The organism is Sulfuracidifex metallicus DSM 6482 = JCM 9184 (assembly GCA_032834875.1).
GTDB classification, from domain to species: domain Archaea; phylum Thermoproteota; class Thermoprotei_A; order Sulfolobales; family Sulfolobaceae; genus Sulfuracidifex; species Sulfuracidifex metallicus.
On record CP135238.1, the window covers coordinates 2082356 to 2106286 of the forward strand.

Sequence of the window (23931 nt, forward strand, 5' to 3'; positions counted from 1 at the left end):
ACCATTATACAGGTCTGGTATAATTAATTACTTCCTGAATTATGTCTACATGTGATAGGAACATTCTCCTGCAACAATATCTCCTTACACCTAGGTCGTCCAAAACTTTTCCAGGCTCTTCTCCAGCATGAACCCTACTAGCATATGCTGACCATTTATCAGCAATTAGGGATCCGCACGTAAAGCATCTAACTGGGATTATCAAGTAGATCACCTATAGGCTTTCTGCCTCCATCTTCTTGCGCTGTATCTCATCCACTTCTCGGATTCCGTTGACCTTGGATCTCCAGAAAGCATTGTCCTGTCGTAAGCTTTATATATCCTCTTAAGATCTTCGCTGTTCGTATATTCAATTAAAGCTCTAGCTAAGGACATTCTTGCAGCTTCTGCCTGACCCATCATCCCACCTCCAGAAGTATATATCCAACAGTCTAAAGTAGATCTTATCTTATCTCCTGCTAGCAACAAAGGCTCAGCTACCTTTAACCTTACCACTTCATTGGGATAAATGTCCAAAGGTATATCATTTAGGAATATTCTTCCCTTACCTTGCTTTATATAACATCTAGCAGTGGCAGTCTTTCTCCTCCCATAGGAAATTATAGTGGACTCACTCATTCATTCCACCCTAAACTTTTAGATACTTCGTAAAGGGTTACGAACTTACCTTTAAGTCTAGCTCCATCCGATGTCAAAGGCTTAACCTTCTCCTTGTCCTTTAGATGCTCTGGAACGCCTATGTACGCCTTTACCATCTTGAGCATCCTTATACCTCTGAGGCCTTTAGGTAACATTCCCCTGACAGTCCTCTTGAATATTCTCTCGGGGGATCTAGGCCTTATCACACTATTCGTATAAGGATTAAACAAAGTCTTAACGTCAAACATTAGGGTATAAGAAGCCAAAACCCTATTCATAGGTCCACTCAATATAACTTTTTCCACGTTTACGATTTCTACCTTCTTTCCTTCCTTTAGGTATCTTACTACGTTCGAGGCTAGTCTACCCAAAATTTGCCCTTCTCCATCAATTACAACAGTGTTAGTCTGAGACATCACTTAATCAACCTCACACTAGTATTTTTAAAATCTTTTATTTCCTCCATTGCCTTTTTCAATGATAATATCTTACCTCCAGCCTGGACTATCTTCTGCTCTGCGGATTTAGAAAATGATAATGCTGCTACGATCACTGGATGATCTAAACTTCCAGTGCCAAGAACTTTTCCCGGCACTACAACTATATTATTTGCCTTAGTTAATTTATTAATTTTGAATAAGTTCACTTCAGCTCTCTTCCTAGTTGGAGTATCCAACTCCTCTGCTACATAGTTCCAGAAAGGCTTCTCATGCTCCCTCATGGAAACTAAGAGCCTCCTTACATTTTCGTCTGTACTTCCAGTCCTTCTCATGAAACCACCTGATCTATCTTCTTTTCAAAATCTTCCAACTTCCTTAAAATGCTATTCCCTGCCTCTAATAAAATTCTCTCTGCCTTAATAGAGCCTACGCTTTCAACCTGAAGTATAAATTTATTCTGATCGTAGGATATAGATATCTTGTTTCCACATACTTTTATACATTCCTCACATAGAGTGCAGGCCATTTCGTTTCTCACTCTAAGCTTTCCTCCCTCTATAGAGAAAACTCCCTCGGGACAAACTTTGTAAGCTTCATCACAATTTTCCTTGACTTTCACTATCGGAAAGTATCTACTAACAGCTTCTGACACTGGATTAAATTTGGCATGTTCTTTCCCATAACCTAGCCTAACCTTGGCTTCCAAGGATATCTTCTGTTTAGCGCCTAACATTACTATTGGAATGTCTCCGCTAACTGGTGTAACGTTAGGATCGTCCGATTTGAGTTCGCTTGTATAAACCATCTTAGGTGAGTCGTCAGCTTCGGATTCTAAATAAAGCTTGGTATAGCAATTTTCGCAGCCACTAGAGCAGTCTACACACTCTTCAGGTCTCTTATATATGTCTAAAGCTTCGTCTGAACGTAATGGTATCATAGCCAATCTATGAGCTATCATTTCATCATACAGAGGACTACTGTTGTCTAGAAAGTACACCTCATCCACGGCCATGACCGGAACTTCGGTCATCAAAGCTCTCCTAATAGAGTTAACGAATTCTAGAGGATATCCCTCTATTACAAGTTCTAACCTATTGGGAGAACTAGCAAGTTTACTGATTGACATTAAAAAACATCCCCTTCTTTCGGATTATACCCTTCTTCCTCTTCTTCCTCCTGGTCTCCTTATGCTATCGTGAGGTACTGGAGTAATATCTTCTATTCTTCCTATAATGAAACCAGATCTTGAAAGTGCCCTTATTGAAGGTTGGGCCCCTGGACCAGGAGTCTTACTGCCATATCCACCAGGTGCTCTAACCTTTATATGAATTGCCATTATCCCCTTATCTAATGCGTCGGCTGCAGCTCTATTTGCTGCTAACATTGCTGCATACGGTGAAGGCTTTTCTCTATCCGCTTTAACTACGTTTCCTCCTGAAGCTCTAGCTACTATCTCTGCGCCAGTTATATCAGATATAGTAAGTATAGTATTATTTTGAGATGCATATATATGGGCTGTACCCCATCTAATTTCACGTCTACTGGACATTCTCACCACCAGCTTCTACTTGTTCTTGTTTTTCAGACTGATTCTGAACTACTGTAGGAGGTCTGTCTTTAAAAGGTGATGTTGGATAGAACTCTATTGCAGTCTCTTCATCAATAGAAACTAAAAAACCAGGAGAAGTTATCCTTTTACCTCCGATAGATATGTGACCGTGCACTATTAGTTGCCTAGCCTGATACACTGAACGGGCCATGCCCTTATTGAACACTATAGTTTGAAGCCTCCTTTCTAGTACGTTCTTTTCATTGAGACTTAATATATCGTCTACAGTACCGTTCTCATTTTGTATCAGACCTAATTTATAAACTCTAGTTATTAACTGCTTTTCCCTTACTGTTCTCTCAGCTGGAGGAAGCGCTAACAGAGACCTAGCTTGATGTCTTAAATTCCTTGTGAAAGTTCTGGCTAACCATAACTCCTTCTTATTCCTTAAACCATACTTACCCATCAGGGACTGCTCCTCCGAAAGGGTTTGCCTTATCCAGGGGTGACCTGGACCTTCCCATTTTCTAGTGCTCTTCTTAGGATCGCCCATTTATATCACCCACTTTTCTGAGAGGAGCTACTTGAAGTTGGCTGTGTGACCTTTTTCCTTGATACGCCTATCGTATATCCAACTCTTCCAGTTGTCCTGGTTCTCTGTCCCCTTACTTTTAGTCCTATTGAGTGCCTTACTCCTCTCCAGCTCTTGCTCTTCTTCTCTCTTTCGATATCGTTCCTTGCATAGAATATAAGATCTGAAGTTACTAAGTGCATGTCAGTTCCGCTTTCGTAATCCTTCCTTCTGTTGTACATCCACGACGGAACGTTACTTATTACCTTATTCTCTAACTGTTGTTCAATCCTCTTTATATCGCTGTCAGAAAGTTCACCCAATCTCAAGTTAGAATCTAGATTCAAGTTACGTATTATAGCTCTGGCCGTGTTGTAACCTATGCCTTTTACCGTTGCCAGGGCATAGGGGAGCTTCATAGTCCCATCTATGTCTTGCCCAAACATTCTTATTACGTACTTAAACTGTTGGCTCATTAAGTATCAACTAGATCGTCTATGCATTTCCTGTTTTTAAGTTTTTCAATATCTCTTCCTTCTTCCTCATTGACTCTTTGACTGCCTCATTTACCTTATTGTGTATTTCAACTAAACTATAAGGAGACCAATTGCCTATAACTTTCTTTAAAGGTGTGTAAGGGCTTTCTCTAAAGTTCTCTTCTAGAGGTACTCCATCTTCAGATATGATATCATGCCCATTATATTTATCGACTGTGCCTATTACATCTGCAGTTATTCTCTCTTCTCGTAGTGAGCCAATTATCTGATCAGGAAACCTAGTAAAAAAGAGGATGGAGTCTATTGAAAGACCTAAAGGGTCAATGTTAAGCTGATAAAGCATGTTTTTCACCTTTGAGTTAATCAAAGCCTTAAACTTAGCAATGTTTACCTTCAACGTCACTTTGCCGTCATTTCTACCTGCGTTTATTTCTGACGAAATTGACCTAATTCCTCCATTTGTAACGTCAGTGACTGAATCGACTTTGTCTGCAACTCTATCTAAAACCTTGCATGCCAAGAGATCCTTTAGATTTAAGGTAGAATCGACTATTTCTGGCATTCCATGGAAAATTGCAGTTGTCGCAATGGTTCCTCCACCGTTACCTTCCGTCATCACAACGTATTGGCCTTCTGATACATTTGTTCTTAGAAACCTCTTCTTACCTATCTTACCAACTGAAGCTATTCCACCACTTATACGTTCGCCTATTACCATATCCCCTCCTATTCTTAACGTACTACCAGATAGTATCTTTATACCCATAAAATCTGTTACTGTTGAAACTCCAGCCTCGAAGTCTGTTAGCATACCTATATCGCTATCATCAGATAAATGTATGTCAACTATTACACCTAGAGGCTTACCTCCCTTAACCATTATGTCCCTTAATGTAGCCCTTGTAGCGTGAAATCCAGCCAAAAAGGGAAAATAGCCTAACCTAGAATGTATTCCGTCAACGGAAACTATCACATCGTCTTCTATACCCGCATCATCGAAGGAACTTAGAGGTCTTCCGCTAATTTCAAAGAGAGCTTGATGAATTATATGGTCTCCTATACCTCTTGAACCTAGTCCTGAATCTCCTGCTTTTATCCCGGTTTTAACATATGTAAATCTACCAGCTTTAAGAGATTGAGAGACTTCCTGAACGATCGCAGAGGCAACCTTATCCACCGGGTATTTCTCATCCTTGTAAAATCTTAATTCTTCAATCAACTTCTTCCTGGCATCTTCATGACTACTAATGAGTTTCCTCGCGATGCCTTCTAGATCCATGTTATATCATCTTGACTTATATTATAGAGAATAAAACTTAGCGGGATAAAGGTTGAAGGTAAAAACTTTCTTGCTAACAGTTAAGACGTCCACTAAATTCCAAAGCATAGATATAACAGATGAGGTACAAAATAAGATAGATGTAAAGGAAGGAGTTGCTTACATTTTTTCAAAGCATACTACATGTGCGGTGATTGTAAACGAAGCTGAGAAGGGCTTAATGAGCGATTACTTAGATTGGGCTAATAAACTAGTTCCTCCTGAGGGAGATTTCAAACATAACGTAATGGATAACAATGGTCATGCTCACGTCATTTCTTCAATTATAGGTAATTCCAGAGTAGTTCCCATCTCAGAAGGTAAATTAGATTTAGGTACTTGGCAAAGAATAATATTTCTAGAGTTTGATGGACCTAGGACAAGAACATTAGCTATTAAAGTTTTTGGTGAATGATCGCTTTTTTACCAGTGAAACAAGATTATGTAGAGTAATATTGCCACCTAATCTAAGACCTACTCCTTTTAAAAAACTATCTGAGTGCCAAGATAGGCAATGCGTAAAAACTATTGTAAATGAATATTTGATGTCTCTGATGAATGGAGATTACAGACACGTAAACGAGGAGCTAGATGCCGAGGACGAAAACGAAAAGGTTGTGGCTAATTCATACGTTTTTACGGAGGAATTGGTTTTAGCTGCTATGATGAATGAAATAGACCTAGACCTAATTTATGAAGACCTGCAAAGTAGACTTGGAGAAGAGCATCCTATCATACTCTTTCTCAGGCATCTGATGGAAGAGTCATAAATTAGAACTATTTTTAATCTGCTTCTTTCTTTTAGTCTTGGGGAAAATCATAATGAACCCTAATGAAAGATTATCCTTGATTACAAGAAACCTAGAGGAGGTCGTCACTTTAGACGAATTAAAAGCTAAACTAGAAACAGGAAATCAACTAAAGGGATATATAGGATTTGAACCAAGCGGATTGTTCCATATCGGATGGCTAATATGGGCTCAGAAAATGAAAGATCTAATAGATGCTGGAATAAAAATGAACTTGCTGGAGGCTACTTGGCATGCATGGATAAACGATAAGCTTGGTGGAGACCTTCAGCTAATAAAGGACGCTGGAAAGTACGCCGTCGACGTACTTGAGACCTTTGGCGTTGATATGTCTAAGGTTGATGTTGTGGATGCAGAAACCTTAGTGAACGATAAGGATTATTGGAAACTAGTTATAAAGATTTCCAAAAATACTAGCCTAGCCAGGATGAAGAGAGCAATGACCATAATGGGGAGAAAGTCTGAGGAGGCTGAAATAGATACTTCCAAGCTAATTTATCCTGCCATGCAAGTTGCAGATATCTATTACATGGATTTGGACATTGCGTTAGGAGGTACAGACCAAAGGAAGGCTCACATGTTAGCTAGAGACTTATCAGAGAAAATGGGAACTAAGAAAGTGATATCCTTACATACTCCTCTATTAGTAGGCCTTCAAGGCGGTGAAAGGATGACCGTAAGTGGTGACGAAGAAGATTACATGTCTTCCATAAAGATGAGCAAATCTAAACCTGAGAACGCTATTTTCATTAATGATAGCCCTGATGCAGTTGAATCTAAAATTATGGCTGCCTACTGTCCCAGAGGGGTTGTAGAAAACAATCCTATTCTTCAAATTAACAAATTTATAATTTTCCCTAGATTTAATTCATTAAAAATAGAGAGAGAACAAAAATACGGAGGTGACATAGAGTTAACTAAATATGAAGAATTACAAATGTTATTTGTAGAAGGCAAACTGCATCCAATGGATTTAAAGAAGGCTACAGCAAGAAAATTAAATGAAATAATAGAGCCTATGAGACAAAGGCTCAATAGTAGAACCGATCTACAAGATATAGTAAACAGAATTACCAAAAATATAACCAGGTGATAAAAATTGAAATATAATATAAAGCTTAAGTTTCAAGTTGATGGAATAGTCGAAAAAACTGACGTAATAGGTGCAATATTTGGCCAGACTGAAAACTTATTTGGGGATGAATTTGACCTTAGAGAACTTCAAGATAAAGGAAGACTTGGTAGAATAACGGTCGAGATATATCCAAAAGGTAATAAAGCGGATGGAGAAGTAATAATACCTTCTAATCTAGATAGAATAGAAACCGCACTAATAGCCTCAATGGTAGAAAGCGTAGAGAAAGTTGGTCCTTACAATTCCAAGTTTGAATTAGTAGAAGTAGAAGACATTAGAGCCGAGAAGCTGAAGAAGATAATTGATCGTGCTAAAGATATACTAACAGTATGGAACAGAGAGAAGAACTTAGATATAAAGGAAGTACTAAACGAGATAAGCTCCGCTGTAAAGGTAGGGGAAATTACCGAATTTGGCCCAGATAGGTTACCAGCTGGACCTGACGCCGATAAAGATCCCAACCTAATAATAGTTGAGGGAAGGGCTGACATAATAAACTTGTTAAGGTATGGATATAGAAACACAGTTGCTGTAGGTGGAGCTAACTCTCAAATACCAGACTCTTTAGTAACATTAAGTAAGAATAAGAGAGTGGTAATAGCTTTTTTAGACGGAGACCATGGAGGAGACTTGATTCTAAAGGAGCTAATTAGTCACAATGTAAAGGTTGATTATGTAGCCAGAGCTCCTGTAGGAAGAGAAGTAGAGGAACTCACCGGAAAAGAGATAGCCAAGGCATTGTCGAATATGGTTCCATTGCAACAATACCTAAAGAGACAGGAAAGCAGTAGTGCTACTCCTGTGTTACAAATAAGCGAGCCAGCTCAGGTTGCAGTTCAGACTGTAGTGCAACAAACAGTAGAAAAGAAGCCAGAACAGATTTCACTATCTATACCGCCTCAAATACTTGAGGAAATCAAGAAACTTCCAGGGACGCTGGAGGGCGTAATGTACAATGAAGCTTGGGAACCAATAGAGAAAGTCCAAGTTAGAGATATTATTCCAAAATTAGAGAGCTCCGAAGACGGTAAAGTATCATACATAATTTTTGATGGAGTAATAACCCAAAGACTTCTTGATTTGGCTAGCGACAAAAATGTGAAGCTTCTAGCTGGGGCTAGAATAGGTGGTGTGAACAAAAGACCAAAGAACGTAACTTTACTCACATTCTCCGATATAATCACCTCCTAAAGTAATTAGATATATCGAATCCTCCTTCTTTAAGATCTTTTTCTTTTATTCCTAAAGGCTTTAGAACGTGCATAACTATTGGTATTATCTGCTTATCTACATAAAACTCCTTATCTATCCTTTTCTTGTCTTTAATTGAAAAAAATGGTTCCACCTTATCAGACAACCTTACTCCTCCTTCGCATATTACGTACCCTACCTTATCTCCCTTGTTTACAACGAATCCTTGCTTATACGCCTTCATAGCTGCTACAACGAAAAGTGGATAGGGCTGCTTGTACATGGAAAATTCTTTATCAAGTTCCCTCCATATTATCATTTCCTTTATGTCAAAGTCTCCCCTTCTAATTCTCATCACTTCCTGCCTAACGTCCTTCAGAGCCGAGTCTACGCTTTCCCTCAGTAACTTTCCCGTAACTCTCACGTAGATTCTTTTTGCCACTTCAGACCAATCTCCATAAGGAAAGGCTAAAGAGATAGGATCAGCAACTCCACGCTTATCTATCCCTATGAAGAAATCATCACCAATAACGACCCTATTGTATTTTACATTTATAGCATATGGAAATTCGTCTATACCCTTCACAAGTATCGTATTACCTCTAGCAAAGAGAACTGATGCACCCTTTCTTTTTAAGTCCTCTATGTAGTTCTTCATCGTATACATAATCAATTTGTCCAAATTTTTCCCGCATTGTGGACAAAGCCACCTTGAACCAGACCAAGAGAAATACCCTGTTATAGTATTAGCTAAGGTAGCTGTTAAATCCTTTGATATTCTGTCTCCAAATCTTTCTTTTAGCTCCCTCTCAACCTCACTATAAATGGATGGTATTACAGACGGGAGAAATCCTTTACCGTCAAAACTGCCATCAATGGTTTCAGGACTTATGTTATAAGATTCTAAGATAGATGGTGGCAAAGAGTTAAAGAAGAGACCCAAAACGTCGTCATGAAGACCAATTATAGGGTCTGTTAAATTGGTCTTAGGGTCTATCCTCACATCTGCGTCCTTCTTATTCGGCACTAAGATATTTCTCTCTACGCTCTTCCTTACTAAAATCCATTCTAAAGCTGAATACATGCTTGCGGAAAACAATTGATCCATAGGCATACCGAACTTTCTAGACATAAGTATACCCAGCTCCATAATCTTGTTCAATAGATTCCACTGTAAGGGGCACTCTGCAGACTGATTTCTCTTTACATCAAAATAAGAGTAAATATCAATATTATCACTATGTTGTTCATAATCTATGCCTAGGATATTACGAACAAATTTACCTATATTAACATTAAGTCTACCAGGTGAGGAGTAATGCCCATAAGTACCAGTTGATATATCTGCTCCTTCTTTCCTAGATACATCAAGCTTTATGTTCCTAAACGAAGCACGCTGTATTATATAATTCCATTGATACGATCCTAGAGTTCCAATTATATCTGGGTCTTCTTCTCGAACGACGGAAACGAAGTCCTTTATTATCTTCGAATCGTCTATGCCGTCGCTTTCGAGAATCTTATAAGAATCATTTGAAATAATACAAATGGATAATAACGGGTCCCTCCTGGGATTAATAGAACCGTACTTATTATTAACATTAATATCAAAGGAAAGAAGCCGTAGCGATGGGACCTCCTCTTTATCTATAGGTCTCAGAGATTTGACTCTATAAACTTCGTCCACAATAAACCCATCATTGGGAATCCGTTCTACGTCAGCTTCTATCCATGTAAAAGGTGGAACTCTGGAATCGATTGAAAACCTCATGGAAAAACGAATATCAGCTTCAAATATTCCCTTTACGTCCCCCATCTTAGATATTACGTCCCTAAAGTACCTTATTGAAGTAGGAAGAGAACAAGCTACCTTAAGAACGTCCAATTCCTTTCCTAAATAGATCTTTTTATCATTAGAAACATCTTTTATCTCGTAATTTTTACCAGATAATTCCAATATTTTTTCTTTTAAATTAGAATCAGATCTAGGTAACACATAAAAGTATGGGTAAAAATCATCCTTTATCAGAAGACTTCTTTTACCTTCCTTTGATATCGTCCACATGTAAGCCTTGGGAGATGGATCATTCTCGTAAGAGAAATCTATTACAAAAAACTCTTTAATCATAGGAAGGCTTAGCTATCTCAAGAAAATAAAACCTATTATAATTCAGAGCAGATGTTCTTATTTTATATTTTAATGTAGACTAATCAGTATAACACGCAACTGTGAGAGACTTTAACATTATAAAGGCGTGCCTATTTCTCCCGTAATAGTTTTTCCTGGTATACGATATTAAATAGCCCAAATGTGAATAAAAAAGGAGAGCGTTAGCGTTTTTGGTTTCAACTTCCAAGTAAGAGTAAGTAGCTCCGCAGGCTAGGAACCTCCTTTCTAATTCTCTCAAGATCGTTGAGCCTATCCCCTTGCCTCTGGCTTTAGCTCGAGTGGCAATTGAAATTACATGTCCTCTAATCTTGTTTTGAGTAATACCTATTGCATATCCTTGTACGACGTCGCCTTCCTTCGCTACTATGTATAAATTCCCGGAAAGTATAAGATAAGCCTTTAGTAATCTAAGCGAATAAGGTTGATCGAATGATTCTACCTCTATTTCATAAATTTGTTGTAGATCCCCTTCCGTTGCGTCAGATATAACTACCAATTTTCCAATCATTCTTATTGTGAGGATATTAGAATTTAATGAGAAACAAGACTCTTTAACGATACATGTAGAAAATGAGGATGATCTTTGGCTTCTCTATACCATGCTCAAGAAAGACGATGAAGTGGTTGCGAAAACTCTCAGGGACGTGAGCATAGGTGATAACAGTAGAAGGGTTCCTATGATAATTAGGCTGAAAGTTGAAAGAAAGGAGTTCCAGGAATTCACCACTAGACTTAGAATTCACGGAATAGTACTGGACGCTCCTGAAAGGTATAGCGTGAAAGGTTCGCATCATACAATAAATTTAGATATAGGCGATGATATAACAATTATAAGAAAATGGGAAAAATATGACTTAGATAAAATATATAAGCATGCTCAGAAAAAATCTAGAATTCTGATATCAATAATAGATATTGATGAATGTTTGGTGGCTATACCTATGGAACAAGGTATTAAGATCCTGTGTGAGAAGAGCTTTAACGAACCTGAAGAGAGCCTTCTGGAGAACGCTAAGATTATTGCAGATGAGATAGAATCTTATGCTAAAACTTATTCGCCTGATGCGATCTTAATCGCAGGACCGGGCTTCTTTAAACAGGATGTGGCTAAGCTACTTTCAAAGAAGTATAAGGTATATACTGACGATGTGAATTCCCCTGGCAGAACTGGATTAAATGAGGTAATGAAGAGAGATTTGATAGACCAACTAATAAGGGATTACGAGATATCTGAAGGAACAAAGGCTATGGATAAGTTTATGGAAATGCTAGCTAAAGGGTCTAGAAATATAGCTTACGGTAAGGAAGAGGTGAGGAAAGCCGCCGAAATTGGAGCCATCGATACAGTATTAGTACTTGCAGAACTTATAATAGGGCAAGAAAACGACTATCCAACTATATTAAATGAGGTATCGGAAAAGGGAGGGAAAGTGATTTTGGTGCCTAGGGATTCCCCTTCTTACTATCAAGTAAAGAACATGGGCGGTATTGTGGCCTTACTTAGATTTCCAATCTAAGTCTGCAAACTATATTTCATACAAATACAATAAAGTGGGTCTGTAAGTATAACGTAAATTACTATGGCTCGAAATTGGACTTTAACACCTTCTCTGAAACCTTCAACCTTCTACTGTCTGGGTGTTCTTCGACTATCTTCAGTTCGTCTATATCAAGCTTTTTCACCAGCTCATCTGTAATACCTGGAAAGACAGAATATACGTTATCGCCTATTTTCTCGCCGTAAAGTATGTCTAGATTTTGATTTGTCCTAACTATAGCTCTTATCAAAGTACCCTCTCCGGTGAAATCCTCGTAAGGTTTAGCTGATACTCGTATTGTACGTAAGAACCTTGTCCTAGTTTCAACTACGTCTTTATACACGGAACTGCAGTAATGCACTGTGATTCGTGACTCTTTAAATTCCTCAATAACCTTCTTCGCAGTCTCAAAGCTCCCCTTAACACCGGTTATCCCATGGGAAACGTTCATTCCCCTTGAATTTAATTGAAAGAAATTCCTTTCATTAAGTTCTAGCTCATTTAAATTTACAAATTTCACGCCTTCCTTTTCAGCCCATTTTATTAGCTCCAATATCTTTTCCTCCTCTCCTGGTATCGAAGGGATTTCAATGCCTACGTCCATGTCGTATTTCATGGCTTTCTTCAAGGCTTCTCTATATTCCACCTTTAAAGGGTGGAACCTAATTTCATCTAGCCCAACTTCGCTTAGCTCTCTTAATGCATCATTAGTAGCGTAACGCCCAGAGGTGTATAAATGGACATGAAATTTTTCTCCAAACTCATTCTTAAAGATTCGAATAAGTGATGTTACCTTGTCAATGGCTAATATTGGATCGCCTCCTGTTATTCCAGCCCCTAGAGCTCCCATTCGATAAGCTTCATATATGTAATCCATAAGATTACTCACTTCAGCTTCATTCGCAAACATCTTATTCTTATTAAATCTCTCTGAGCTCACTGGGCAATAATAACAAGAGTCTCCACACTCTCCTGATATAAATACTACCAACTTAGAGCCTAACCTGCAAAGTTCGCAGCCCTTCGGTAAGGGATTGTTATACAACGTTATCTCGGGGTTTCCTGAAATCGTCAAGTTTTTTCAGTATTATTTCTCTTACTTCTGGAGTTTTAACGTCATCTAAGAGTTCTTTAAGCTGGCTAACAGAGTCCTGGTACCTGCATGACTTGTTGCCTTGTATCTTAGCAGAACCTTCATTTCCTCCCTCCGGTATATACCATACCTTAAACCATGTGAAGCCTGCGTTAAGCATAGAAATACCTAAGGGTGTCTCCACAGGAGAATAGCCTCTTAAAATCAACCTCTCTGTATCCTTGTCTTTATCATAAGTGACAAACAGTTTCCCGTTGCAGTCGAGTATTTCAAATAATAGTTTGAAAAGTTCGGGCTCAACTCCTTCTCTCCTTAACCAAGGATCATAATCTAGCTCAATCCAAGGTGGGTAATATTCCCTGCCCGTAAAGTAGGACACCTTGGCGACCTCCCTTCCATTAGCGAAGAGTACGAAGTAGAAAAGCTCCCTTATATGGGTTCTTTTAGGTTCCGAGCTAGAAATCTTAAACTTGCCTATATTTCCACTAATCATCAGAATAAAAGTTAACTCTAACCACTTTTAAGACTTTAATTACGGGGTTTCTATAACCAAGACTTTTGGAAGAGATTTATAGTCGTCGAGAACGAAGTAGTTTGATATGATAAGCGTAGAAATTATAGCGTTCATAGCCATCTTCATAGTAGCATGGATATTACTTTATGTATCAAGAAGAAGACTCGAAAGGTTCGGCGTGAGCGTGCCTATTCCTTTCTTTGTTATGTATAAATCTAAGGTTAGAGACGTATGGTTTCCTTCAATATCGATGAGCAAAGCTTACAGATATTATGAGAGAGCAGCGGTTGTTCTTTCTATAATATCCATGATAGGAGGAATAGTGCTGATTTTCTACATAATCTCAGAATTCATAATACCACATCCACCATCCGAGAAACCAGCACTTTCGCTTACTCCCATAATACCAGGGATAACAATATCGTTATCTCAGACTCCTTTCCTCCTTTTGGCCCTTGGAATATCTGTAGCATTGCATGAAATAATGCATGCACTTTCCGCAACTTCAAACGGGATAAAGGTAAGAAATGGCGGCATTCTACTGTTGGGCATATTCCCTGGAGCTTTCGTTGAGCCTGACGAGGAAAGCTTCAATTCAAGCGCTTTATCCAAAAAGGTTAAAGTAATAGCTGCAGGCATAGCTCTAAACCTTATATTGGCAGCTATATTCTTCCCCATCACCTACTTTTTCCCTAACTTGGTATCTCAAGGTATATTAATAGAGAGTGTTGTAAAAGACTCTGCTGCCTATAACTCCTCCCTCACTTCAGGAGATATAATAAAGGCAGTTGATGGGACTTCAGTAAATAATCCTTATCAGTTAGGAAATTTTCTACAGAAATATCGGACAAATACTTACACCATACTTCTGCCTAACGGAACAGAAAGAGAGGTAACAATATCTGCTCCTTCCCATTTTCTAGGAGTTTATGTAACTTACTATATTCCATCAATTTGGCTTGACATTTATACGTTCGTCTTCTGGATGTTTACGATCAACTTTAGTCTCGCCTTGTTTAATGGAGCTCCTTTAATAATAACAGACGGAGGTAAAATATTTACGGAACTACTTAAGAGAATAATGGGAACCAATGGAGAAAAAATCTCTCTCTACTTCCAAGCATTGTTGATATTAACTTTCGTATACTCCATCCTGCTATCTAATCATCTTCTTGGATGAGCTTGGAGCTAATCATTGGAAATGGTATTACTTCCTTTATGCTTATATTGTCTGTAGCAAGCATAGCAAGCCTATCTATTCCTATCCCTAAACCGCCAGTTGGGGGCATTCCATAACTTAAAGCCCTTATGAAGTCCTTATCGTAAGGATGGGCTTCTTGGTCTCCTCTCTTAAACATTTCTTGCTCTTCTTTAAACAATTGGTCTTGTAATATCGGATCATTAAGCTCCGTGTAAGCGTTTGCTATTTCCATTCCTGCTATATACAATTCGAACCTTTCTACTAGACCGGGCTTTTCCCTATGGGGCTTGCATAAGGGAGTAGTTTCTAGAGGGTGATCTGTAATAAACGTAGGTTGGATTAAGTTAGGTGAAACCAGTTTATCGAACAGCTTCTCTATCATTAATCCTCTTACATAATGACAACCCCTTGGCTTTAGCTGGTTCTTCTTTAACAAGTTTTTTAGTTCATCGTTAGATAGTGAATCTATATTCTCCCCTAAAGCTTCGGAAAGTGAGTCATGCATCGAAATTCTCTTAAAAGGTGAATCAAGTTTAATTTCGTTTCCATTATATTTTATTACATTAGTAGATAGGATCTTCTTGAATACTTCTCTTATTAATTCCTCAGTTAGGTTCATTATGTCGTTATAGTCAGCATAGGCCCAGTAGAGTTCTAAAAGACTAAATTCAGGATTATGGGTAACGTCTATATCCTCGTTCCTGAATACCTTACCTATTTCAAATACTTTATCGAAACCGCCCACTATAAACCTCTTCAAGTAAAGCTCTAATGCTATCCTAAGAAACCAATCTTCCTCTAAATAGTTTACATGAGTCTTGAAAGGTTTAGCTAGAGCACCACCGTAAACTGGCTGCACAATGGGCGTCTCTACTTCTATGAAACCTTTAGAGTAAAGGAACTGCCTGATCTCTTTCTCCATTGAAAATCTAATTTCCATTGCACTCCTAGCTTTATCATTGTAAAGGAAATCAACATACCTATGGGCGTACCTAAACTCGGGTGTAAGGGTGGTCCAATCTGGGGGCTCTATCAATGCCTTACTTAGGAGCTCAAAGTCCTTTACCATAAGTGAGAGCTCCCCTTTCATGGTATAGAACAAGTCACCCTTTACTCCTATTAAGTCTCCTCTACCTATGTATTTCATGAACCATTCGTAGCGATCCCCAAGCTCATTCACCCTTAAATACAGCTGTAATCTCTCTCCTTCATCAAATATGTCCACGAAGGCCGCTTTTCCATGTCTTCTTATATTAGCTATGCGCCCTACCGTTGAAATGTTAAATATAAAGGGATCATGAGAAGATGGATTACCTTTCTCTTTTCCTATATCTCTAAGCTCCTGAATTGTATTGGTAAATGTGAACTTATGAGGATAAGGATTTATTCCCTTTTCTTTAAGCTCACGAACTATTTCTACCCTTCTTTCGTCCCACTTCATGACTTACTTATATCCCTATATCTAAAATTAAAGAATGTCTGCTGTCTTCATCTGAGCCTTAGTTATCGCTCAATTTACACGAAAACTAATACAGGAAATACCTCAGGTTCATTGTATTCTTAAATAATATGGTGATACCATGCGTCTAGTCTCTTTCAACTATATGAAAAATATAATTATAGGTATAGAGATAAAATAACTATAATAGGAAAGTAGCTAAATAAATTTTTAAATGAAGGATGATAATAGGTCTTAGCGAATGATCGGTAATGGGCCCATAGCTCAGCCAGGTTGAGTGCTGGGCTCCAGATAGCATTGGGTCTAACGACCCCTCTTGGGGGATGAATTATATCTGGAATGGAGAGACCCAGTGGTCGGGGGTTCAAATCCCTCTGGGCCCATTATATTTCTAAATGGTTTTATATTATTTCAAATTTTCCTTACTTTATATCTAGCTGGTAGTTAATTTTATTCATAAAATAAACAAAAGAACTAAGACGGTTTATATTGGGCGTCTTTTTTTAAAAAAAGTAGGAGAAAATATAGGCGTAATATCCAGCAATACAAAATAATCTTAATAAGGATTCAAAAAACTATAACAATTATTTTAGCTCTTTCCTCTTAGTTCATTTACTCTCTTTATTACTTCGTCAAGAACGTCTTTACCCTCGCCTGGATCTACTATGGCTACTGCGGCAGAACCAACCTGAAGACCTGCAGCTTCACCTAATGATTTCTTTGAACTTACGTACACGTATGGTATCTTCTTCTCTTCGCATAGAAGAGGTAGGTGTGCTACTATCTCTTCAGGCTGTACATCCTCAGCAACTACCACCAGCTTTGCAAGTCCTCTTTCAATTGCCTTAGTAGCCTCGTTTGTACCTTTCTTTATTTTTCCTGATTCTTTTGCCTTTCTTACTGCTTCTAGAGCTTTATCCCCTAATTCTTGGGGGACTTCAAATTTTACATATGAAGGTTTAGACATGGCGCTCATCCTCCTCTTTTTAGGTCGCGCATTTCATACCTATCCTCTTCCCTATATAAGTTTTTCAATCATGGGAATAGATAGCTACGATTAATCCGTTACTTACTTCGTCTACCCTTACGAAACCGTACCTGAAGAATTGTACTATATCGTTTACCTTAAGGGAAGATACTGACAATTCGCCGTAACCTTTCTCAATAGTTTCATCATTGCCGTTGTATTTCTTTAAGACAACAGGATAACTATCGGATTGCTTTACCCACTGGACTATAGAAGCTTTCTTTACCTTTCCTTCTTCAAGGGTTTTGCTATCAAAGATTAGTTCATTACCTTGAACTTTAACGTTACATAACTCCATCAACCTAAGGTAAGATCCTTCTTTTGCATCGTCTGAATCAACCATTATTATGTCACCCTTACATACCTCCACTTCTCTGTAATCCGATGGATTAGAGAAGTTATACGGTATTCTAGCCTTAATGCATTGGGGCATATTATCTCCTGTAATTTTCATTGTCTTCGCCTTATTTTCTGGAACGTACATTAACCTCCTTGCAGTTTTGTCCAACTTTTTCCTATTAATTGCAGCTATATTCTCAAAGCTTATCGTAGCGTCAGAGACCTTAAGGCCAACTTCTATTATGATCTCCCTGACGGTTTCAGGCAGTATTCCTCTCCTCCTTAGTCCAGCTAACGTGGATAACCTAGGATCGTCTCTGGTCACGCCTTTCTCAAGTATTTCTTTTATCTTAGATTTGCTCATCATGAATCCCTCTAGCTTGAGTCTGCCGAATTCCATAACTGTGGGGAACTCCCATCCCATGTAATCAAAGACCCACTTCTGCTTCAACGAATTCGACATATGCTCCTTTGCTCGAAATACATGAGTGACTCCTTTATCATGATCGTCTACCGAATTGGCAAAATTATATGTAGGGAAAACTCTGTATTTATCTCCAGTAAGTGGATGAGGGGATCTCTTGGTGTCGATAATTCTAAACATAACCCAGTCCCTTTGAGAAGGATCTGGATCGTCTAGGTCTGTCTTTATCCTAAGTACAGCCTTTCCTTCATCGTATTCTCCTTTGAGCATCTTCCTCCATAAACCCAGGTTTTCATTTGGATCCGAACTCCTATGTAAGCATGGAGGTTCGCCATTCTTTTTGCTGGTAAATTTCAGAAAAGTGTCCTTATCACAAGTATCCACGTATGCGTATCCCTTTTGAATCATGATCTCAGCCACTTCATAGTATCTTTCAAACCTAGATGAAGCGGCAAACTCTTCCTTCCATGAAATACCTAACCACTTTAGATCTTCCTTTATCCAATTATAGGCTTCTTTCAGTGGTTTCTTGACTTTAGGATCAGTATCGTCAAACCTAAGTATGAAGTCACCATTATACATTGAAGCGTATTCATAGGATATAATTGCTGCCCTTGAATTACCTAAATGCAAAGGACCGTCTGGATTAGGAGCGAATCTTGTCACTACCTTTTTACTAACGTTAGGTAAAGGTGGTAATTTCTTCTCCTTAGCCTCATCGTCTTTTTTCCTCTCAAGAAGTTGAGGAAATTTTGCTTCAATTTCTTGTTTCTGTTGATCAAAAGTCATAGAATTTATCTGAGTTACTACCTCATTTATTATAGGAATTATCTCCTTTGCTTTACTTCTTAGGTCAGGCATCTCAGCAAGTATTTTGCTTATTACCGACCCAACTTGGGCTTTCCCGCCATGAGCGAAAGCATTAGCTAGTGCATATTTTCTAGCAAGTTCTCTTATTTGATCCATGCAATGCATTGGCTAAACTCGAAATATATTCTTTTACACCTTCTCCGCTACTTCCTTTGGTTACAACGTTAGCAATTGCCTTTAACTCTTCGTCTGCGTTGGAAACTGCAACCTTGATAGCTGCCAGCTTCATCATGTCAATATCAGTTAATGAGTCTCCTATTGCAATTACGTTTTTCCTATCCACTCCTAGCAAACTTAAGAGCCTATTTACGCCCACTTCTTTACCTTTATCATTGTAACTTAAATGAAGAGCGTATCCACTGGTCTTCAAGTAAAGTCCTCGATAATTGGCCCACGATATCATATCGTCTTTTAAATCCGGAGGATAGAAACCGAAGTCATACCTTCTGTACCGATTTTGCCAACTTCCCTTTAGGTTAAATTTTCTCTCAAACTCTAAAACTAAATTTGAGTCTATTTCTTTACAAAGAGATTCCTCCTCATCAAAGTAAATCACACAACCATTTTCTGCAACAACTCCATCCAAACCTAAGTAAGTAGCCAGCCCCCTTGATACAGGGTAAGAATTTCCAGTTACTATAAATACTCTTACACCTAACTTTTGAATATTCCTTATTTCCGAAATTGCTTCTAGGTCAAGAGAATAGGTATTTCTATCCAGAGTTAACGTTCCATCCAGATCAAGAAGAATGACAACGTTATTGTTCAAGGTATAACTTCCCTCGCTCTGCTAGAGTAAGGTGCGTCAACGTATATACGATTTATTGAGAGACGAGACGGAACGGATTTAAGCAGAAATCCGACGTCGTCAACTGCTACCTTACCACCGTTAGCTTTCACGAAGTTAATTCTAGTCTTGTCTATAATTGAAATGTTTTCTTCTATGGGATATATTGATGATCTGGGTATGTTTGATGATTCTAATTTTTCCAGAACTGAATGCAGAGAATATTTATTCGCCGCAGAGAAAGGTTCGTCATACACCATTTTCGGTCCTCTTCTATTTATTAAGTTCCATATTTTCTGCTTTAGGACATCATTACTTGTAGTATAATAGCAGCCGTAAAGTCTGGAATGGAACCACTCATCATCCCACATAAAGATGTTTCCAGACTCAACAATTTCTCTAAGTTCTGAAGGTGAGCCTGGAACGTCACATTCATCTATCATATCCGAATATATCTTCCTGGCAAGAAGTTCATAACCCAGAATTGTCTTATGATAATATACCGCTTGGTACATATGAAGTCTGGCAATGAAGAAGTTCTCTGCACTATAAAGACCCTTTTCTGAGATATCTACCTTACCTTGTTCATAGGAAACACTATCCATTAACCTTTGTAGGTCTATATTCCCTAGTTGTACGCCGCTATACTTAGAATCTCTTAAAAGATAGTCCATTCTATCAACATCAACGTCACTATCTATAATAGGCCTAAGCGGACTTTCTCCCCAGAGAATATCCTTTATTTCTCGATAAGGATAGCCACCATTATTCAATATGTCCTTTAGATCTGTAGATGATATTAACATATCTCCAAAGTCTGAATTTGAAAAATTCTTTGACATAAAAAATCCTCCAATTGAATGTGAAAAAGGGAACTGCCCTACGTCGTGAAGCAGTGACGCAATTCTCAACTTTCTTGTTTCTTCATGCGTTAATATACCCTTTTCTTCTAAGATGCCTCCTAAAATCGTGGTTATATGTAGTGTCCCTAATGTATGGCTAAATCTGGTATTTACTGCCCCTGGATACACCATGAATGCTAAACTCGTTTGCTTTATCCTTCTTAACCTCTGTAACAGAGGGTGATCTAATATCATTACTTCTAAGTCGTTAAGTGAAACATAACCGTGTAGATCATCGAAAATCCTTTTCATTAAAGCAATTTGAACATAACTCCTATAAAGCCATCCCGGTTTGGCAGGGCTGCGGATCCTCTCGGAATCCACTGCCCTACCAACGTAAGCGGCTTAACTTCCGGGTTCGAGATGAGTCCGGGTGTTTTCCCGCCTACTATGACCGGGTGACAAACTACTAATCTACCCTATCTTTAAAAAGTTATTTATTTTCCTTAACTGGCGATACTGCATATATTCCGGCTATGTAAAGCGTCCCTCCGTCCTTGCTGCAAGAACCAACTTCCTTAAGTACAAAATCCCCTTCAGTAAACGGACGTGTGGTAGTATAATCACATGTTCGGCACTTTATCTCAGTTATTACCGTCAATTGCTCCTTTTGCTGTTGAGATGACATTACTGAGCCACCCCAGAAGTGTTTCCTACTCCTACTACTACTACTATATCTCCTGGATGAGTTCTTTCCTGTATTATTCTCTTCAACATTTGCATTATTCTCGACGACGCATCATAAACGGATTTCCTCATTTCAGTTATAGCTTCCTCCATTCCCATTTTAACTATTAACGCGTCTATAGGAATACCGTACTTTACGGCTATTCTCTCTATAGCTATTTTCTCAGGACCTGGGTCTCCCATCGCAACTCCGGTTCCCTCCGCTACACTCCCTGTTTCCTCGCCTTCTAACTTCAATGCGGCATCTACGGTTATTATCCTCTTTATGTTACCTTTGTACTCTTCAACTACGTTAGCCACTGCCTCACCCGGTCTTCCCACAGTAGCCATAGGGCCTTCGGCTTTCACTACAATTAGTTTCCTTCCCTCGAATTCCACTTCTCCTGCAATGGTATCCCTGCTTGGGTTCCATTTATTTTGAGAATTCATTAGGAGGTTAGCAGCAACTAAAGGACCCAAAGAATCCCCAACCGGTATGCCTTTCATAAATGTGCTCATAGCCTTAGAATATGCCTCAGATATCTTCACCAATTGAGGGACGACCATTTGCAACTGATAGAGAATGAAAACGCTATTTGTCTTCTTTGCTGAAATGAGATAGTGCCTAATTACCTTGTGTATCATGTTCAACGAATTAACTACTTCCGCGGAAACCTCCAATTTACTCCTGGTTACTGGATCTATATTTGGAACTGCTAACTCCATTATATCCCTTATTTTGTCTTCCGTAGTTCTCATCATCAACCTCATCCTTCCTATGATATCTGTGGGTTCTACTGAAACTGGATCTATAGTAAATATTTCCGAGATTCTATCTATAACTTCCTCTGGTTTCTGGACTCCTTTAGAAGAGAGTACGTCATGCATCTTTTTCTTGGAGTCCTTTAGATAGTTTTCAATTTGAGCTAGTTGAGCCTCTATTCCTCTAGAAAGGAACATCATGCTAATTTTTGTACCAGGACCTGGAAGAGCGAGTATCATGTAAAATAGAAATATTCCTACAAACAATAGGGTATCTAGGAAAGTGTAAGAATTCGAAGATATACCGCTAGAGGAGGCTAAAGCTATTAAAATGCTCATGTTGTATCTTAACTCTTCTCTCAGTTCTACAAATTAAACTTTATTCAAGAATCATTAATATCAGTGGTTACTATCGATTTATCCTTCCCTATGTATATTGTATGTTCGAACTGAGAAACTACGCCGCCTCTAGCTTCGATTAGAACAGGGTATCCGTAGAGTCTACCCTTTTTGGTTAAGGAACTCAGAATTGACCTAATCTCATTAGCATCTCCCAAATTCTTTAACCATCTTTCATTAAATGGCAAATAATTGAATCTCTTAAAAATTTCAGTTAGATACTTAATTTCAATATCGCTTAAACCTTTTTGGTCTATATTTCTTACTGAGTATATCGTGACTTGCTTTCCTTCTACCACAAAGCCTGCTCCATCTGTTGCAAATGGCTCTATAGCATATGTATTACCTTCTTGAAGGAAACTTGTGTTCCTTTCATGAATGTTGGGTATGAATACACCAGCATGAAGTTCATAGCGTCTTATCAAGTGACCGCCCAAGTTCCTGATTGGCTTATATCCCTTCATTTTGATTGTCTTCTCTATCATTTTGCCTATATCTCCTATACTACTACCTACCCTAGAGTTCATTATTGCTACTTTTAATGCGTCCTTAGATGCATCTAGAAGTTTTTCGTATCTACTGCCTAAACTTACGGTTACTGCAGTGTCTGAAATATAACCGTCTATGTGCGCTCCAATATCTAACTTTACTACCGCATCTGCAGGTATTGTTTTCTCATCTTCTATTAGAGGACTATAATGTGCTGCCTCAGAATTTATTGAGAGATTACATGGAAAAGCTGGAAAAGCACCAGATTCCATTATTATTTTTTCTACTGCCTCGCAAATATCTAAGACTTTAGCTCCCTCTTTAATTAGCCTTGCACCTTCATCTCTAGCTTTTGCCCCTATTTTTCCTGCCTCAAGGACTTTCTTTAGTTCCTCGTCATTCATGCTCTTTAATTGGATTACCTAAACTTTAATCTTTGTCTTGATTCATTTTATAACAAATGCTAACGATAAGATGGTTAGGTCATGCAGCAGTTGAAATAAAATTTGATGGATATAAAATTCTCATAGATCCATTACTTAAGGATAACCCAATGAATAAAGTTCCGATTGAAGAGTTTAAAGACATTGACTTGATAGGTATAACCCACGATCATTACGACCATTTAGGAGACGCTTTAGAACTTATGAAGATCAACCAAAAGGCAAAATTGATAGCAACATGGGATTTGGAAAATTTCCTCAATAAAACACATAACATACCTTGGGAAAGAATGATACCTGCCAACGTAGGTAGTTATATCGACGTCGATCAGGTGAAGGTAGCCTTAACTAAGGCTGTACATTCTAGCGAGCATGGGGATCCAACCGGAATAGTGATAAAGTTGGGCAGCACTACATTATATCACGCAGGAGATACTGGGCTATTTGAAGATATGAAACTTATAGGAGAACTATTTTCTCCCGACTACGCAATGTTACCGTCAGGGGGCAGGTTTACAATGGATCCATATCAATGTGGAATAGCGGCTTCAATGATAAAACCGAAGAAAGCTGTAATACCAATTCATTATAATACTTGGGACTTGATAAAGGTAAATATATCTGACTTCGAAAAATACGTGAAAGAGAGAGGGTTTAAGCCTTTAATTCTCTACCCTGGACAAGAAAAGGAGCTGTAAA

28 protein-coding genes, 1 tRNA gene and 1 rRNA gene are annotated in these 23931 nt (G+C 38.4%); 8 read left to right on the forward strand and 22 right to left on the reverse strand.

The genetic code is table 11. From position 1 onward, the window contains the following. Window positions 1-4: 4 nt before the first annotated feature. Genes RQ359_RS11265 through RQ359_RS11305 form a run of 9 tightly spaced genes read right to left on the reverse strand, consistent with a single transcriptional unit; the run spans window position 5 to window position 4975 of the window. A complete protein-coding gene (locus RQ359_RS11265; RefSeq protein ID WP_054837744.1) occupies window positions 5-205 on the reverse strand; it encodes a DNA-directed RNA polymerase subunit N in 201 nt (66 codons plus the stop codon). A gap of 5 nt (window positions 206-210) precedes the next feature. After that, window positions 211-618, reverse strand: a complete 408-nt coding sequence (locus tag RQ359_RS11270) for a 30S ribosomal protein S9 (protein WP_054837662.1) — start codon at window positions 616-618, stop codon at window positions 211-213. After that, window positions 615-1055, reverse strand: coding sequence for a 50S ribosomal protein L13 (locus RQ359_RS11275; RefSeq protein ID WP_054837663.1), 441 nt, complete (start codon window positions 1053-1055; stop codon window positions 615-617). The genes RQ359_RS11270 and RQ359_RS11275 overlap by 4 nt, the downstream gene beginning before the upstream one ends. Beyond that, a complete protein-coding gene (locus RQ359_RS11280) occupies window positions 1055-1411 on the reverse strand; it encodes a 50S ribosomal protein L18e (protein WP_054837664.1) in 357 nt (118 codons plus the stop codon). Before RQ359_RS11280 ends, RQ359_RS11275 begins: the two co-directional genes overlap by 1 nt. Then, on the reverse strand, window positions 1408-2205 hold the full coding sequence (locus RQ359_RS11285) for a DNA-directed RNA polymerase subunit D (RefSeq protein ID WP_156016440.1): 798 nt from the start codon (window positions 2203-2205) through the stop codon (window positions 1408-1410). The genes RQ359_RS11280 and RQ359_RS11285 overlap by 4 nt, the downstream gene beginning before the upstream one ends. A 24-nt stretch (window positions 2206-2229) precedes the next feature. Continuing rightward, entirely contained in the window at window positions 2230-2628 is a 399-nt protein-coding gene (locus RQ359_RS11290) for a 30S ribosomal protein S11 (RefSeq protein ID WP_054837665.1), read from the reverse strand. Next, window positions 2618-3181 (reverse strand): 30S ribosomal protein S4, encoded by a 564-nt coding sequence (locus RQ359_RS11295; RefSeq protein ID WP_156016439.1) that lies wholly within the window; start codon window positions 3179-3181, stop codon window positions 2618-2620. The genes RQ359_RS11290 and RQ359_RS11295 overlap by 11 nt, the downstream gene beginning before the upstream one ends. A gap of 5 nt (window positions 3182-3186) precedes the next feature. Next, on the reverse strand, window positions 3187-3675 hold the full coding sequence (locus RQ359_RS11300) for a 30S ribosomal protein S13 (RefSeq protein ID WP_054837667.1): 489 nt from the start codon (window positions 3673-3675) through the stop codon (window positions 3187-3189). 19 nt (window positions 3676-3694) lie between these two features. Then, a complete protein-coding gene (locus tag RQ359_RS11305) occupies window positions 3695-4975 on the reverse strand; it encodes an AIR synthase related protein (RefSeq protein WP_156016438.1) in 1281 nt (426 codons plus the stop codon). Between the two features lie 52 nt (window positions 4976-5027). Between RQ359_RS11305 and RQ359_RS11310 the strand changes: the two genes are divergently transcribed. Genes RQ359_RS11310 through dnaG form a run of 4 tightly spaced genes read left to right on the forward strand, consistent with a single transcriptional unit; the run spans window position 5028 to window position 8149 of the window. Next, window positions 5028-5429 (forward strand): secondary thiamine-phosphate synthase enzyme YjbQ, encoded by a 402-nt coding sequence (locus RQ359_RS11310; RefSeq protein ID WP_156016437.1) that lies wholly within the window; start codon window positions 5028-5030, stop codon window positions 5427-5429. 40 nt (window positions 5430-5469) lie between these two features. Next, window positions 5470-5784, forward strand: a complete 315-nt coding sequence (locus tag RQ359_RS11315; protein WP_240900034.1) for a hypothetical protein — start codon at window positions 5470-5472, stop codon at window positions 5782-5784. A 52-nt stretch (window positions 5785-5836) separates the two neighbouring features. Beyond that, window positions 5837-6916, forward strand: a complete 1080-nt coding sequence (locus RQ359_RS11320) for a tyrosine--tRNA ligase (protein WP_156016436.1) — start codon at window positions 5837-5839, stop codon at window positions 6914-6916. Window positions 6917-6922: 6 nt separating this feature from the next. Then, entirely contained in the window at window positions 6923-8149 is a 1227-nt protein-coding gene (gene dnaG / locus RQ359_RS11325) for a DNA primase DnaG (RefSeq protein WP_156016435.1), read from the forward strand. Here dnaG and RQ359_RS11330 read toward each other — a convergent pair. Both RQ359_RS11330 and RQ359_RS11335 read right to left on the reverse strand, forming a co-directional pair. Then, window positions 8139-10277: a DNA polymerase domain-containing protein gene (locus RQ359_RS11330; RefSeq protein ID WP_156016434.1), complete on the reverse strand. Its 2139-nt coding sequence runs from the start codon at window positions 10275-10277 to the stop codon at window positions 8139-8141. The genes dnaG and RQ359_RS11330 overlap by 11 nt on opposite strands. Window positions 10278-10356: 79 nt before the next feature. After that, window positions 10357-10815, reverse strand: a complete 459-nt coding sequence (locus RQ359_RS11335; protein ID WP_156017903.1) for a GNAT family N-acetyltransferase — start codon at window positions 10813-10815, stop codon at window positions 10357-10359. Between the two features lie 19 nt (window positions 10816-10834). On the opposite strand from RQ359_RS11335, the gene RQ359_RS11340 reads away from it, so the two are divergent. Next, window positions 10835-11836, forward strand: a complete 1002-nt coding sequence (locus RQ359_RS11340; RefSeq protein WP_054837671.1) for an mRNA surveillance protein pelota — start codon at window positions 10835-10837, stop codon at window positions 11834-11836. 61 nt (window positions 11837-11897) lie between these two features. Here the strand turns inward: RQ359_RS11340 and RQ359_RS11345 are convergent, their stop codons facing one another. Together RQ359_RS11345 and RQ359_RS11350 are read right to left on the reverse strand one after the other, a co-directional pair. Further along, entirely contained in the window at window positions 11898-12932 is a 1035-nt protein-coding gene (locus RQ359_RS11345) for a radical SAM protein (RefSeq protein WP_054837672.1), read from the reverse strand. Next, window positions 12895-13443, reverse strand: a complete 549-nt coding sequence (locus tag RQ359_RS11350; protein WP_054837673.1) for a DUF1122 family protein — start codon at window positions 13441-13443, stop codon at window positions 12895-12897. Before RQ359_RS11350 ends, RQ359_RS11345 begins: the two co-directional genes overlap by 38 nt. A gap of 106 nt (window positions 13444-13549) precedes the next feature. Between RQ359_RS11350 and RQ359_RS11355 the strand changes: the two genes are divergently transcribed. Then, on the forward strand, window positions 13550-14644 hold the full coding sequence (locus RQ359_RS11355; protein ID WP_156016433.1) for a site-2 protease family protein: 1095 nt from the start codon (window positions 13550-13552) through the stop codon (window positions 14642-14644). Here RQ359_RS11355 and lysS read toward each other — a convergent pair. After that, window positions 14625-16106, reverse strand: a complete 1482-nt coding sequence (gene lysS / locus RQ359_RS11360; RefSeq protein WP_156016432.1) for a lysine--tRNA ligase — start codon at window positions 16104-16106, stop codon at window positions 14625-14627. The genes RQ359_RS11355 and lysS overlap by 20 nt on opposite strands. A 271-nt stretch (window positions 16107-16377) precedes the next feature. On the opposite strand from lysS, the gene RQ359_RS11365 reads away from it, so the two are divergent. Continuing rightward, a tRNA-Trp gene (locus tag RQ359_RS11365) sits at window positions 16378-16507 on the forward strand. Window positions 16508-16713: 206 nt separating this feature from the next. On the opposite strand, the gene rpl7ae is transcribed toward RQ359_RS11365, so the two are convergent. The 8 genes from rpl7ae to map form a co-directional block, all read right to left on the reverse strand. Further along, window positions 16714-17091, reverse strand: coding sequence for a 50S ribosomal protein L7Ae (rpl7ae, locus tag RQ359_RS11370; RefSeq protein WP_156016431.1), 378 nt, complete (start codon window positions 17089-17091; stop codon window positions 16714-16716). A 64-nt stretch (window positions 17092-17155) separates the two neighbouring features. Next, window positions 17156-18889, reverse strand: a complete 1734-nt coding sequence (locus RQ359_RS11375) for a glutamate--tRNA ligase (RefSeq protein WP_420856767.1) — start codon at window positions 18887-18889, stop codon at window positions 17156-17158. Continuing rightward, a complete protein-coding gene (locus tag RQ359_RS11380) occupies window positions 18855-19553 on the reverse strand; it encodes a phosphoglycolate phosphatase (RefSeq protein WP_054837675.1) in 699 nt (232 codons plus the stop codon). The genes RQ359_RS11375 and RQ359_RS11380 overlap by 35 nt, the downstream gene beginning before the upstream one ends. Further along, window positions 19550-20725, reverse strand: a complete 1176-nt coding sequence (locus RQ359_RS11385) for an HD domain-containing protein (RefSeq protein WP_156016430.1) — start codon at window positions 20723-20725, stop codon at window positions 19550-19552. Before RQ359_RS11385 ends, RQ359_RS11380 begins: the two co-directional genes overlap by 4 nt. Before the next feature lie 30 nt (window positions 20726-20755). After that, window positions 20756-20875, reverse strand: a 5S ribosomal RNA gene (gene rrf, locus RQ359_RS11390). A 31-nt stretch (window positions 20876-20906) separates the two neighbouring features. Beyond that, window positions 20907-21101: a hypothetical protein gene (locus RQ359_RS11395; protein ID WP_054837678.1), complete on the reverse strand. Its 195-nt coding sequence runs from the start codon at window positions 21099-21101 to the stop codon at window positions 20907-20909. Beyond that, complete coding sequence (locus RQ359_RS11400; protein ID WP_156016429.1) at window positions 21101-22240, reverse strand: DUF1512 domain-containing protein; 1140 nt, start codon at window positions 22238-22240, stop codon at window positions 21101-21103. The genes RQ359_RS11395 and RQ359_RS11400 overlap by 1 nt, the downstream gene beginning before the upstream one ends. A gap of 44 nt (window positions 22241-22284) precedes the next feature. After that, window positions 22285-23193: a type II methionyl aminopeptidase gene (map, locus tag RQ359_RS11405; RefSeq protein ID WP_156016428.1), complete on the reverse strand. Its 909-nt coding sequence runs from the start codon at window positions 23191-23193 to the stop codon at window positions 22285-22287. Window positions 23194-23249: 56 nt separating this feature from the next. Here map and RQ359_RS11410 point away from each other — a divergent pair, with 56 nt between their 5' ends. Further along, a complete protein-coding gene (locus RQ359_RS11410) occupies window positions 23250-23930 on the forward strand; it encodes a metal-dependent hydrolase (protein WP_054837679.1) in 681 nt (226 codons plus the stop codon). Window position 23931: the final 1 nt, after the last annotated feature.